Source organism: Arcobacter rhizosphaerae, assembly GCF_049472155.1.
Taxonomy (GTDB): Bacteria; Campylobacterota; Campylobacteria; order Campylobacterales; family Arcobacteraceae; genus Arcobacter_B.
In genome coordinates, this window is the sequence record NZ_JBMOVW010000004.1 from 159379 (window position 1) to 173969 (window position 14591).

Below are 14591 nucleotides of genomic sequence, written 5' to 3' on the forward strand. Positions count from 1 at the left end.
ACTTATGAAAAAACATGATTATGATAAGATACTTTTTAGACTAACTTCCATTTGGCAACGCCTAAGAGAAGGGGAAATTTTAAGTGTAAAAGACTTAGCAATTGAATACAATGTATCCACAAAAACAATACAACGTGATTTCAATGAACGTTTAGCCTCAAAGCTACCTATTGAAAAAAGTGGACATAAATGGAAAGTTAAAGAAGGTCATAGTATTGATAAAACTCTTAGCTTTGAAGAAGACTTGGTTTTAGATATATTAAAAGAATTATCTTTATCTATGGGAAGTACTTTTAGCACTAGCACAAATAAATTATTTTCAAAGATACAAAATAGACATGAAACTCCTATTTTTTCTAAAATAGAAATAGAAGATATAAGTAATAAAACAAATATTATAAAAAATATACAAGAAAGTATCAAAAATAAAACCCAAGTTGAGTTCCAATATAAAGATAAATATAGATTCATTGAACCTTATAAAATAACTACTTTTGATGGCTACTGGTATCTTTATGGAAATGATATTTTATCAAATAAACTAAAAACTTTTTATATAAAAGATATTGAGTCTCTAAACACTACAGATAAGATATTTAAAGAAAACCCAAAAGCTATAGAAAAACTACGACTGGCTATAAATGTTTGGTTTGAACCCAATAAAGATTTCTTTGAAGTAAAACTTTTAGCTAAAAAAGAGGTTTCAAAATACTTTGAAAGAAGACCTTTAAACTCTTCTCAGATTATCACTAAAAAATATAATGATAGCTCCATTGAGCTTTCTTTAAATATCACAAGTGAAAATGAGATTTTATTTGAGCTTAAAAAGTGGCAACCATACCTTTTAGTAATACAACCAAAATCTTTAGCAAAAAAAATTCTTTCAACAAGTAGAGAATTTTTTGATAATCAACTTGAACTTATGATTTAAAAATCTAAAGGATTAGATATAGAGTTTTCTATATAGTTCAAAAACTCTTTTCTTGAAATATTTATAGCCCCAAGAGATTGAAGATGTGTACTTGGTACTTGACAATCTATAAGTTTAAAACCTTTAGTTTTTAACCTTTTAACTAGATAATATAAAGCCACTTTTGAAGCGTTATTTTCTTTTGAAAACATTGACTCTCCACAAAAAATATCACCTATGTTAATACCATAACCACCACCTACTAACTTATTATCTAGATATGCTTCAAAAGAGTGAGCAAAACCCATTTTATGTAACTTTACATAAGCTTCAATCACTTCATCCAATATCCAAGTACCTTCTTTATCTTTCCTTGCATTTGCACACTCTAAAATAGTTCCCTCAAAATTTGTATCAAATCGTATTTCATATATTTGTTTATTTATGATTTTTCCAAGACTTTTTGAAATTTTAAAATCTTCTAATTTTAATACCATTCGAGGATTTGGAGACCACCAAAGTATTGGATCATTTTGATTATACCAAGGAAAAATTCCTTTTGTATATGCAGTTATTATTCTATTTGGATTTAAATCCCCACCATAGGCAATAAGACCTTCATCATTAGCATATAAAGGATTAGGAAAGTTAAAAGAGTATTTATCTAAAGGAAATATATTTAAATTCAAAAGTAACCTTCATTTTTGAAGATTATAACAAATAAGTTAGAGAAGTAAAATAAAGTAGGAAACCCTACTTTATTTATTTTATAAATTTGAAATATAAGTAGCTAATGCGTCAATTTCTGCATCAGTTTTAGTAGCAACTTGTCCAGTCATTACACCTTTCATAGCTCCACCATAAGTTCCATTTTTATATCCATTTAAAGCATCAAGAACTTTTTGCTTATCCCAACCTTTTATAATTTGAGATTTACCAAGTGCAGCTTTTTCACCATTTTGACCATGACATGTAGCACATGAAGCAAATAAAGCTTGACCATTTACAGATGGTTTTGTTTCTTCTTTTTTCTCTGTCATAGAATCAACCATAGCAGCAGCTTCTTTACTTACATCTTTAACTACTTCTTTTGTTTTTTCCATAGTGTCATTTACAACTTCTTTTGTTTTAGCAACTGTATCTTCTACAACTTTTGGAGTTTCGTCTGCTACTTTAGAAGCAACATTTGATACTGATTTAGAGATATCTTCTGCTGCTTTTGTAACAGTAGCTTTTACTTCATCAGCAGCTTTCTCTACAACTTCTTTTGTTGTAGGCTCAGCTTTTTTAACTTCTTCAGCTTTTGGTTCAACTTTAGCTTGTACTTCTTGCTTTACTTCAACACTCGCAGTTGTTTCTTCTTTTTTATCTTCAGTACATCCAGTAAATAATAATACAGCAACAGCTGAACTTAATAAAACTTTTTTCATATTTAACCCCTTGATTAATAATTTTTATTTTACTTCAATTTCACTAAATTAGTGACAATTTTTTGAGATTTTAGAAAGTTATTGTATATTAATTGTGATAAAAAATAAATAACTTTATTTATCTAAAAAGGTATTTAATCATAATTTCTTGTATTCTATTTGCTTGTGCAATTGCATACATTCCAGCTTCCATTGCAATTTTAAGTCTATTTAGATTCATAACTTCTTTTGCATAATCCACATCTCTTATTGTAGATTCACTAGCTCTTAAATTTGTTTCCATAGTCATCATATATCTTATAGAAGATTCTAATTGATTTTGAGTTGAACCATACTCTGCACGATAAGTATTTAAAGTTGTCAAAGCATCATCTACAACACTCATATTTGCTGCTGCTATATCTGCTGTTAAAGCACCTTCTCCTAAACTTTTTAAAGCACTTAGATTTAGTCCTGCACTATTTGACCTAACACCTTTCATAGTTATAGTATCACTTGAAGTTTCACCTATTTGAAAAGATAAATCATTAGATAAAGTATCATCTCCTCTTCCTTGTTGTAAAAGTGAAATACCATTATAGTTTGTTTGTGTAGCAATATTATCAAGTTGCTCTATATACTTTACTATATCTTTTCGTATAGCTTCTCTTCCCTCATCAGAAGTTGTTGCTGTTCGTGCTTGTATTAATTTACTTTTTATGATATCTATTATATTGGATTGTTCAGCCATCGCTTTATCAGCTATTTGAGTTAGAGCTATTGCAGAATTTGCATTTTCTATACTTTGTTTTACTGAATTTGCTTGTGTTCTTAATTTGTCAGCTATTGCTAAACCTGAGGGATCATCACTTGCACTATTTATTCTAAGTCCGGTTGTTATTCGTTCTAATGATTTTTGATAAAGTCTACTATTAGTATTGTAATTTTCATAAGCTATAAAAGCTGAAATATTAGTATTTAATCTCAAAGTAAACTCCTTTCATAAAATCATTAAAATCACAAGTTATACAAAGTGTATTCTAATTATCTCATTTTTTATTTTAAACAATTCTTAAATCTAGTTTAAAATAAATATGGAGTTTAAAAAAAGCCACTTTTTAAAGTGGCTTATATTCAAAAGTAAAATCTTCTTTATAATCAATCTTAACTTGACCGCCTTTTTTAAGCTTTCCAAATAAAATTTCATCTGTAAGAACATTTTTAATTTTTTCAGAAATTACTCTATTAAGAGGTCTAGCTCCCATAGCTTTGTCATAACCTAATAGTGCTAACTCTTTTTTAGCTTTAGCAGTGATAGAAATCTTAATATTTTTATCAACCAATGCTTCTTCCAAGTCTTCTATAAACTTACCTGCAACTTTAGCAACTACATCTGAACTAAGTGCTGCAAAAGATACGATATTATCAAGTCTATTTCTAAACTCAGGAGCAAAGAATTTGTTGATAGCTTTATTCTCATTTAAGCCATCATCTTTAGCAAATCCCATTACATTTGCTTCTGTAGCACCTAAATTTGATGTCATAATTAAAATTACATTTTGGAAATCTGCTTTATTTCCACTATTATCAGTAAGTTCAGCATTGTCCATAACTTGAAGTAAAATAGACATTAAATCAGGATGTGCTTTTTCAATCTCATCAAGTAATAATACTGTATGAGGATGTTTTCTAATAGCTTCTGTTAAAAGTCCACCTTGCTCAAACCCAACATACCCAGCAGGAGCTCCAATAAGTCTTGAAATTGTATGAGCTTCCATATATTCACTCATATCAAATCTTTCAAAATGAACACCTAATTGGTTTGATAACTCTTTAGCAACTTCTGTTTTACCAACACCAGTAGGCCCAGTAAAAAGAAAAGATCCAATTGGTTTTTTATCAAGTCCAAGTCCTGCTTTATTTCTTTTAATAGATTGAACAATAGCTGAAATAGCATCATCTTGACCAAATACTCTTTTTTGCATATTCTTCTCTAGTGTTCTAAGTAGAGTAAGATCAGATTTTGTTGCACTTTTTGCTGGAATATGTGCCATCTTAGAAATAGTTAATTCTATATCTTTTGATGAAACATTTATATTATTTTTAGTTTTAGTCTTATTAGTAGCAAGCCCTATTTTTTTTGAAGCCCCAACCTCATCAATAACATCAATAGCACAATCAGGTAAAAACCTATCAGTTATATATTTCTTACTAAGTTCAACTGCACTGTGTATTGCATCTTTTGAATACTTAATACCATGGAACTCTTCATATTTAGATTTAAGTCCTTCTAAAATAGTAACTGAATCTTCTATTGAAGGCTCTTCAACATCAACTTTAGCAAACCTTCTACTTAAAGCTTTATCTTTAGAAAAGTCATTTCTAAACTCTGCAAAGGTAGTAGCTCCTATACATCTTAACTTACCATTAGCTAACATTGGTTTTAAGATATTTGAGGCATCCATAGCACTTCCACCAACAGAACCTGCCCCAACAATAGTATGAATTTCATCAATAAATAAAATTGCATTAGGAACTTTTACTACTTCTTTTAAAAGTGATTTTAATTTCTTTTCAAAATCCCCTCTATATTTAGTCCCAGCAATCATAGATCCCATATCAAGAGAAAATACTTTTGCATTATTTAAAAAGTCTGGTACTTTCTCATTTGCTATTTCTAAAGCTAAACCCTCAGCTATTGCTGTTTTACCAACACCAGGTTCACCTACTAAAATAGGATTATTCTTCTTTCTTCTTGAAAGTATTTCAATTACTCTTGAAATTTCTTTTTCCCTTCCAATTACAGGATCAATTTCACCTTTTTTTGCAAGAGCTACTAATTCAGTAGAGTTTTTATCTAATACTTTATTTTCTTGATTTTCATCATTTGATGAAGATTCTTCACCCTCTTCATCTAAATCTTTATGGGAAATTTCTTCAAGAATATCTACTTTTTGAATTCCTAATTTTTTTAATAAATAAGAAGCATAAGATTTTTCATCTCTTAAAAGTGCCACAAACATATCTTCTACATTTGCTTTTTGTTTACCACTCGTTTGAGTATGTGCTACCATATACTCAATAGTTGAAGTTAAAGATACAGTCTCAATTGGCTCATCTTCAATCCCTTCTGGTAAAACAGGTGTGTTCTCATCTATATACTTTTTTGTATCATCAAAGATTTTATTTGAATCAACGCCTAAATCAATAAATAAATTTTCTATTGTTTCAGCATGTAGTAACATTAAAAAAATATGTTCACTTGTTAAATATTCATGTTTACTACTTTTTGCATAGCTTACTGCTTGTGCAAAAATATTTCTTAATTCATTACTTATCATTTTTTACTCTTCTTCCATAATAGCTTTTAAAGGAAAGCCTTGCTCTCTTGCCATTGTTTTTACTTGTGCAACTTTTGTTGCAGCTATTTCATGGGTATAAACACCACAAACTTCTTTACCTTTATTATGAATATTCATCATAATAGATGAAGCCTCATCAACAGACTTTCTGAAAACTTTTACTAATACATCTATAACAAAGTCCATCGTTGAATAATCATCATTTAAAAGTAAAACATTAAACTTTTTTGGTTCTTCTAGTTCTAATTCATCATCTAATTCTATTTCTATTTCGTTACTCACTTCAAACCTTTTATGTGATAAAATATAATTTAATTTTTAAAATACATAAATTATACCAAAAAGAAAATTATATGATAAAAGAAAAAGATTATTATAAAAACAAAACAATATTTGTGAGTGCTACAAATACAGATGTAGGAAAAACTTATGCAAGTGAAAAGTTTTTAAGATATTTTGCAAGTTTAGGTTTAAAAGTAGGATATTTTAAACCTTGTGAAACAGGAGTGATTGATACTCCACTTGATGGAAGTAAAATGTTAAAACTAGTCAAAGAGTTAAATCCTAAATTTGATGTAACTATAAATGATATAGTTCCTTATCAGTTTAAACTTCCAGCAGCACCTTATGTGGCAAAAGAAAATACTATTATAGATATAGAGTTTTTAAAACAAAAACAAAAACAGCTACAAGAAATGTGTGATGTTTTAATTATTGAAGGGGCTGGAGGTCTTATGGTTCCAATAGAAAAAGATATATTTATTATTGATTTAATAAAAGAGTTTAAAGCTAAAGCTTTTTTAATTACTCCATCAAAACTAGGATGTATAAATGATACTTTACTTTCTATCCAAGCCTTAGAAACTAGAAATATTGATTTTGATTTTTTTATAAATTTATATGAAGATAAAGATAGTTTCAAAGAAGTTTCACTTCCATTTTTGAAAGAATATTTTGGAGAAATTCACTATTTAAATGACATATAAACTATTATATGCAATTTTGAAAAAAACTGATTTTTTTACAATAAATTTCAAAATTTGTAAAATTTCATTTTTTTTCACACTTTAATTTAGTGTTAAAACCTAGCCTTTTTTTACACTTTTTATACATTTTTACCCTTTGAAAGCACCATAAATACCTACTTTTATTATAAAAATAAATTTAATCTTAAATAAAATTGCTATTTTAAATAATATGAAAACAATTCATTTTAAATGCTGTATAACTTTCTCGTTCGTTTTTAATAAACTATAATCAGTGAGATTAAAAACAAGAAGCAAATATAAAAGCACAAAACAATAAAGAAAGGTAAAGTAAGATGACTTCTGCAATAGATTTATCTAAATTAACGGCAAATGATGACTTAACACCAGTACTTGGTGGATATTGGCCAGGTATACAAATTTACTACCCACCAATTAAGTTTAATCCATTAGATGGAACATACGAGAGTATGGAACAAGCAAAACTTAGATTACAAAAACATGCTTATAAAACAAAAGCACATACTGTACTTTTTGACTTAGAAGATGGCTGTAGACAAAAAGCTATGTCAAGAGAGTTATTAATTCAAGAACTTCCAAAGTTCCCTGAAAGAAACTTTCAAATAGCAGTTAGAATCAACCCATTTAGAACAGATGAGTATGAAGAAGATTTAAAAATGTTAAAACAAATTCACAAATATGTTGATGTAATTGTTTTAGCAAAAGCTGGAGAGGTTTATGGTTCAGCTGAGATTAGAGATTTATCTTCTTGGTTAGTATCTATTGGAAGTAACTTAACTATTCAACCAATTATTGAACACCCAAAATCTCTTCAAATTGCTGATAGATTAATGGAGCATTCAACTGTAAAACACGTTGTATTTGGTATTCATGACTTCTCAAAAGCAATGGCTTATAAAATCACTCCAACAGGATGGATTAATGAGTTAGAAACTTTCTTCAATATGTTAACTATGGAAGCAAGAGTAAAAGGTACAGGTGTAATTGGAGGGGTTGAAGTAATGTTAACACCACACTCTTTACCTGACAACTGTTTAGAGAAAAAAGATATCAGAAGATGGTTAGACTTACATGGGGATGAAGCATCAAGACAAGTTTATGCTCACGCGAAAAAAGAGTATGCTATGGGTCTTACAGGAAAACAAGTAATTACTCCTAATCATATCAATGTATGTAAAGTAGCATTTACACCATCTCCAAAAGAAATAGCAAAAGATGTATCTATCTTAAAAGCAGCTATTGATGCAGATGCACTACTAAGTGGAGCAATTAGATATGAAGGTGAAATGTTAGATCCACCAATGTTTGGTAAGTCATTACAAAACCTATTAAGAGCTTATGCCTTAAGAGCATTACCAAAAGAGGATGAATTATTTGCATTAACAGTATTAAATAAAATGCCAATTCATACATTTAAAGAAAACTGGCCTTATGGTCAAATTTAATAAGGAGTTATAATATGAGTTCAAATATTAAGATTGAAATACCTGAATTCTTAAATATCGGTGTTGCTTGTACATCTGCTCACGTAGGAACAGCAAAAGAAAACAGCACAGCTATGATTATTGAAGATGATAAATTAGGTACTGATGAAATTTCATATAAAGATTTAGCACAAAAATCTGACCAAGTGTGTAACTTCTTACAAGGTTTAGGTTTTGAAGCTAGAGATAGAGTATTAGTTTGTTTAAAAAACTCACTTGCTTACCCTATTTCATTTTTTGGTGCTATTAAAGCAGGAATTATTGCAGTTCCTACGTCAACACTTTTATCAGGTTCAGAAGTTAAATATTTAGCAGAAGATTCTCAAGCAAGAGCAATTGTAATGAGTGCAACTATGTTTGAGAATTTAACACCATACCTTGAAAACTTAGATAACTTAAAAACAATTATTGTTGCAGGTATTGATAGTGTTGCTGAATTAAAGGTGCCAAAAGGAATGAATGTTTATGCTTTAAATGAAATTTTAGAGCAAACAGATACAACTCCTAATCACTATAAATCAAAATCTGGAGAGCCTGCATACTTAGTATATACATCAGGTACTACAGGTTATCCAAAAGGTGTTTTACACTCTCATAGATCACTTGTAGGTAGAACTCCTGCAACTGAATATTGGTTTGATTTTAAAGAAAATGACAGAATCATGCATTCTGGTAAATTTAACTGGACTTATGTACTAGGTTCAGCTTTAATGGATCCTTTATATAATGGTCATACAGTTATTGCTTATGAAGGTGCAAATGACGCTTCTACATGGGTTGATTTAATTAAAAAACATAAATGTACTATCTTTATTGGAGTACCTACAATTTATAGACAAATTATTCAGAAAACTGAATTTACAGCAAAGGATTGTCCATCATTAAGATATTGTATGAGTGCGGGGGAGCATTTATCTGATGAAATGATTGGTTTATGGAGAGATAGATTTAAACAAGACATTTATGAAGCAATTGGTATGAGTGAATGTTCTTACTATATTTCGCACTCAAAAAATAACCCTATTAGACCAGGAAGTGCAGGTTTTGTACAACCAGGACACACTGTAAAACTTTTAAATCCTGAGACTTTAGAAGAAGTAGGATTAGAAGAAGAAGGGATGATTTGTATTGGTGAAGATGATCCAGGATTATTCTTAGAGTATTGGCAATTAGAAGAAGAAACAAGAAAAGCTAGACATAATGGATACTTCTTTACAGGTGATTATGCTAAAAAAGATAAAGATGGATACATCTGGTTTATTGGTAGAAAAGATGATATTATCAATACATTTGGATTTAGAGTTTCACCACATGAAATAGAAAGAGTTGTAAAAACTCATAATGATGTAGCTGATTGTGTTGCCTTTGGTTTAGAAATTGGAAAAGATAAAGTAATTGTTGCTATTGCTGTAATTGGACATGAAGAATTAAGTGAAGAAAAAGAGCAAGAGATTTTAAAATTCTCTCAAGATAACTTAGCTAAATACAAAGCTCCTAAAATGATTTTTGGAATGAGTGATTATCCAAGAACAAAAAATGGAAAAGTTTTAAGAAAACAATTAGTTAAAAATTTACATGATTTATACCATGCAAAAGAATCAGGTGAAGAGATTGTTGAATACAAAGCTAGAAGATCTATGTTATTTGTACCTTCATATAATAAACACAATGTTGAAAAAGCAAAAACAATCTTAGCAGATTCAGTAATCTTTGATTTAGAAGCAATTTTACCAGAACAAAGAGAAGCAGGTAGAGAGACTGTAAGACAAGTTTATAAAGAACAAGGTTGTAAATTTGGTGAATCAGAAAGAGTTCTTAGAATCAATAATCTTGGAAGTGAAGAATTAGCAAAAGATTTAGAACTTGCAAAAGAAATTGAACTAGACGCTTTACTATTCTCAAAAATTGAATCAAAAGAAGATGTATTAGAAGCAGTTAGATTAATTGATGAAATTAATCCAAGTTTAACTTTAATGATTATGATTGAAACGCCATTATCTGTTTTAAATATTCAAGAAATTTGTGCAGCAAGTCCAAGAGTTGCTGTTGTAGTTGCAGGTTCAAATAAATTAGCTAATAGACTTCAAATTGATATTAAAAAAGGTTCAAAAGCTATGTTTAACTACTTATCACAAGTAGCCTTAGCAGCAAAAGCTTACGGAAAAATCGTAATTGATGGACCACATTTTGATGTTCATGATGAATTTGCTTGTGAAGATTCAACAAAAGATGCCTTTAACTTAGGATTTGATGGTAAATCACTTATTCACCCAATTCAAGTTGAGTATATTAATGATATCTTTACTCCTAAACAAAAAGAAGTTGAAGATTATGAAGCAATGATTAATGAATACGAAGAAGCTAAAAAACAAGGTAAAGAAGTAATTATGCATAACAATAAACTTGTTGATGGTTCAAGAATTAAATGGGCTAGAAAAATGATTGCCTTATATGAAACATATAAATCATTAGGTCAAAACCTATTTGGTAAATAAGGAGCTTATAGTGTCTAAAATTAATATTGGAAACTTTTTTGAAGATTTCTCAATTGGTCAAAAAATAGTACACCCACTTCCAAGAACAGTAAGCCAAGGTGATGTATCTTTATACATCGCTTTTACTGGTTCTAGATTTGCTTTACATTCATCTGATGTAGTAGCAAATGAAATGGGATATGAAAAAAGACCTATTGATGATACATTAAACTTCCACTTGACTTTTGGTAAGTCAGTGCAAGATATTTCATTAAATGCAATTGCTAATTTAGGTTATGCTGAGATTTCATTTCCTAATCCAGTTTATGTTGGTGATACTGTAAGTATGACTTCAACAGTTATTGGTTTAAAAGAAAACTCAAATGGAAAAAGTGGAGTTGTTTATGTTCACTCTATTGGAGTTAATCAAAGAGATGAAGAAGTATTAAACTTCAAAAGATGGGTTATGGTTCATAAAAAAGATAAGGAAACTTTAACGGGTATTAAAGAAATACCAACTTTTGCTGAATCAACTCCTATATGTGAAGAGATTAATATCCCAGAAATTAAATGTGTAAATACTGATGCAACGGGTGGTAAATACTTTTTTGAAGATTACGAAAAAGGTGAAAGATTAAATCACCCAGAAGGTATTACTATTGATAATAGTGACCATACTTTAGCAACTAAGTTATACCAAAACAATGCAAAAGTTCACTTTAATGATCACATGATGAAAACAACTGCTATGGGTGAGAGATTAATGTATGGGGGAATTGTAATATCAATGGCTAGAGCTATTTCATTTAATGGTTTACAAAACGCTCAATGGATGTATGCTATTAATAGTGGTGCTCATGCAAACCCTACTTATGCAGGAGATACTATTTATGCTTACACAGAAGTAATAGATACTATTGATCACAAAAGAGACGATATTGGATTATTGAGATTAAGAACAATTGCCCTTAAAAATCAAAAACCTGATGAGATTGAGTCACCAAAAGGTGAAGATGGTAAGTACTTAAAAAATGTTGTACTTGATTTAGATTACACAGTTGTAATCCCAAAGAAAAAAACAAAAAAATAAATTTAACTTAATAAAAGGAAGGAAATTATTATGACACACCCAAACGAAGCACTATTTGAATCTGGTAAATCATTACCAATTATTCCAACTTGTGAGCACTTTGCAGGAAGCGAAAAGCTAATCCTAAAAGGTTTTGAAATGCAAAAAAAACTAGGACCTGTTTTTGATATCACTTGTGATTGTGAAGATGGAGCAGAAACTGGTAAAGAAGTTGAACATGCGCAGATGATCGTTAGAGTTGTTAACTCTGATGCAAATCCTTATGCAATGGCTGGTACAAGAATTCACGATTTTTCTCATCCAGATTGGAGACAAGATGTTGATATTTTAGTTCCTGGTGCTGGTGAAAAATTAGCATATATTACATTACCAAAATCAACTTCTTATGAAGATGTAAAAACTCAAATTGAGTACATCCAAGAAGTAGCTGCAAAAGCTGGTATCAAAAGAGAGATTCCAATTCATATTTTAATTGAAACTCATGGTGCATTACAAGATGTAGAAAAAATCGCTACATTACCATGGCTACAAGTATTAGACTTTGGTTTAATGGACTTTGTATCAGGATACCAAGGTGCAATTCCAGCTATTAATATGAGAAGTCCAGGTCAATTTGATCATAGATTAATTGGAGCTGCAAAAGCAAAAGTTGCACAAGCTGCTATTCAAAATCATGTTATTCCTTGTCATAATGTAACACTTGACCTTAAAAATCCATACCAAACTTACAAAGATGCTGAGAGAGCTAGAAACGAGTTTGGATTCATGAGAATGTGGTCAATTTACCCAACACAAGTACAAGCAATCGTTGATGCTATGAAACCAGACTTCACTGAGTTAGAAGCTGCACAAAATATTCTTTTAGCTGCACAAGATGCTGAATGGGGACCAATCCAGTATGATGGTGAGTTACACGATAGAGCAACTTACAGATACTTTTGGGAATTAGTACAAAGAGCTCACTTCTCAGGTGCTAAACTAATGGATGAAGTTAATACAAGATTCTTCGCTTAAAACTATTAATCTAAGGCCTTGCCTTAGATTAACTTCTTATAAATTACTTAATTTTTTTTCTTATATAACAAAGCCTTTTTTTCCTTAATAATTTCTAGTTAAAATACCTATTATCTACATAGCTGTTAAGAGTTAACACTTTTTTAAAATAAAAATGTTAAGTTCTAATGAAAAAAGATTTTTTTCATAATTACATAGGTATAATATTTACAATTTCTAAAGAAAAGGGAACAAATGAGCGTTATTACAGAACAAGATATTATTGATAGTGTTGCAGGAGCCTGTCAATACATCTCATACTACCACCCAACTGATTTCGTAGAAGGAATGGTTGAGGCGTATGAGAAGGAACAATCAGAATCAGCAAAAAATGCTATTGGGCAAATTTTAATTAACTCAAAAATGTGTGCAATGGGTCACAGACCTTTATGTCAAGATACTGGATCAATCAACATTTTTGTAAAAGTTGGTTTAAATGCTAAACTTGATATTTCAAGAGAATTAGAAGATATTTTAAATGATGGTGTAGCTAAAGGTTATACTGACCCAGATAATACTTTAAGATTCTCAGTTGTATCTGACCCAGCGGGAGAGAGAAAAAACACTAAAAACAATACTCCAGCGGTTATTCATATAAGTGTTGATAACTCTGATAAGATTGATATTACAGTAGCTGCTAAAGGTGGAGGAAGTGAAAACAAATCTAAATTTGCAGTATTAAATCCATCTGATTCAATTTATGATTGGGTTATGGATAATGTAAGACAAATGGGTGCAGGATGGTGTCCTCCTGGTATCTTAGGAATTGGAATTGGTGGTAACCCAGAGAAATCTATGTTATTAGCAAAAGAATCTTTAATGGATCACGTTGATATTCATGAATTAAAAGCAAGAGGTCCTCAAAATGCTCTTGAAGAGTTAAGACTTAAACTTTATGAAGATATTAACAAAGTTGGTATTGGAGCACAAGGTTTAGGTGGGGTTACTACTGTTTTAGATGTTAAAATCTTAGACTATCCATGTCACGCTGCTTCTTTACCAGTTGCTATGATTCCAAACTGTGCTGCTACTAGACATATTCACTTTGAATTAGATGGTAATGGTGCTGCGAAATTTGAAAAGCCTGATTTAGATATCTGGCCTGATTTAGAAATTCCAATGGATACAGTAAAAAAAGTTAACATTGAAGATTTAACAAAAGAGAACTTATCTCAATTTAAATCAGGTGATACTTTATTATTATCTGGAAAAATTTTAACAGCAAGAGATGCTGCTCACAAAAAAATCGTTGAGTACAAAAATGCTGGTAAACCACTTCCAAATGGTGTTGAATTAAAAGATAGATTTATCTACTACGTAGGTCCTGTGGATCCTGTAAGAGATGAAAAAGTAGGACCAGCAGGACCAACTACATCTACAAGAATGGATAAATTTACTAAAGACATGATGGAAATTGGTATCATGGGTATGATTGGTAAAGCTGAAAGAAAACAACCAACTATTGACTTAATTAAAGAGTACAAATCTACTTATTTAATCGCAACTGGTGGTGCAGCTTACTTAATTTCTCAATCAATTAAAGATGCTAAAGTTGTAGCATTTGAAGAACTTGGTATGGAAGCAATTTACGAATTTGAAGTAAAAGACATGCCAGTTACTGTTGCGGTCGACACTGAGGGTGTATCTATTCACACTACAGGTCCTGCAAAATGGAGAACTATTTAATTACAAAGGCTTTTGCCTTTGTAATTAATACTTCTTTTTTTAACCTTATTTGAAATAATACTCCCTCCTAAAATAATCCTTATACAAAAAAACTAAGTTATAACTTTGACTTTAAG

12 protein-coding genes are annotated in these 14591 nt (G+C 30.1%); 7 read left to right on the plus strand and 5 right to left on the minus strand.

The window, feature by feature from the left end:
- Window positions 1-4: 4 nt before the first annotated feature.
- Window positions 5-931, plus strand: a complete 927-nt coding sequence (locus ACH5BH_RS08275) for a helix-turn-helix transcriptional regulator (RefSeq protein ID WP_423298041.1) — start codon at window positions 5-7, stop codon at window positions 929-931.
- On the opposite strand, the gene aat is transcribed toward ACH5BH_RS08275, so the two are convergent.
- From aat to ACH5BH_RS08300, 5 genes are all read right to left on the minus strand, one after another.
- Window positions 928-1599 (minus strand): leucyl/phenylalanyl-tRNA--protein transferase, encoded by a 672-nt coding sequence (aat, locus tag ACH5BH_RS08280; RefSeq protein ID WP_404305569.1) that lies wholly within the window; start codon window positions 1597-1599, stop codon window positions 928-930. The genes ACH5BH_RS08275 and aat overlap by 4 nt on opposite strands.
- Before the next feature lie 78 nt (window positions 1600-1677).
- Window positions 1678-2340 carry a c-type cytochrome gene (locus ACH5BH_RS08285; protein WP_423298042.1) on the minus strand — a complete coding sequence of 221 codons (663 nt, stop codon included), beginning with the start codon at window positions 2338-2340 and terminating at the stop codon, window positions 1678-1680.
- Window positions 2341-2458: 118 nt separating this feature from the next.
- Window positions 2459-3307, minus strand: a complete 849-nt coding sequence (locus tag ACH5BH_RS08290) for a flagellin (RefSeq protein WP_423298043.1) — start codon at window positions 3305-3307, stop codon at window positions 2459-2461.
- Window positions 3308-3437: 130 nt separating this feature from the next.
- Window positions 3438-5660: an ATP-dependent Clp protease ATP-binding subunit ClpA gene (gene clpA / locus ACH5BH_RS08295; protein ID WP_423298044.1), complete on the minus strand. Its 2223-nt coding sequence runs from the start codon at window positions 5658-5660 to the stop codon at window positions 3438-3440.
- A 3-nt stretch (window positions 5661-5663) separates the two neighbouring features.
- Complete coding sequence (locus ACH5BH_RS08300; protein ID WP_404305577.1) at window positions 5664-5963, minus strand: ATP-dependent Clp protease adaptor ClpS; 300 nt, start codon at window positions 5961-5963, stop codon at window positions 5664-5666.
- 71 nt (window positions 5964-6034) lie between these two features.
- Between ACH5BH_RS08300 and bioD the strand changes: the two genes are divergently transcribed.
- The 6 genes from bioD (at window position 6035) to ACH5BH_RS08330 (ending at window position 14475) form a co-directional block, all read left to right on the plus strand.
- Window positions 6035-6667: a dethiobiotin synthase gene (bioD, locus tag ACH5BH_RS08305; RefSeq protein WP_423298045.1), complete on the plus strand. Its 633-nt coding sequence runs from the start codon at window positions 6035-6037 to the stop codon at window positions 6665-6667.
- A gap of 335 nt (window positions 6668-7002) precedes the next feature.
- Window positions 7003-8133: an HpcH/HpaI aldolase/citrate lyase family protein gene (locus ACH5BH_RS08310; protein WP_404305581.1), complete on the plus strand. Its 1131-nt coding sequence runs from the start codon at window positions 7003-7005 to the stop codon at window positions 8131-8133.
- Between the two features lie 14 nt (window positions 8134-8147).
- The gene (locus ACH5BH_RS08315) at window positions 8148-10667 is read left to right on the plus strand and encodes an aldolase/citrate lyase family protein (protein ID WP_423298046.1); all 2520 of its coding nucleotides are present in this window, start codon (window positions 8148-8150) and stop codon (window positions 10665-10667) included.
- Between the two features lie 10 nt (window positions 10668-10677).
- Complete coding sequence (locus ACH5BH_RS08320; RefSeq protein ID WP_423298047.1) at window positions 10678-11736, plus strand: MaoC family dehydratase; 1059 nt, start codon at window positions 10678-10680, stop codon at window positions 11734-11736.
- A gap of 30 nt (window positions 11737-11766) precedes the next feature.
- Window positions 11767-12750 (plus strand): HpcH/HpaI aldolase/citrate lyase family protein, encoded by a 984-nt coding sequence (locus ACH5BH_RS08325; protein WP_404305587.1) that lies wholly within the window; start codon window positions 11767-11769, stop codon window positions 12748-12750.
- A 234-nt stretch (window positions 12751-12984) separates the two neighbouring features.
- A complete protein-coding gene (locus ACH5BH_RS08330; protein WP_423298048.1) occupies window positions 12985-14475 on the plus strand; it encodes a fumarate hydratase in 1491 nt (496 codons plus the stop codon).
- Window positions 14476-14591 lie beyond the last annotated feature (116 nt).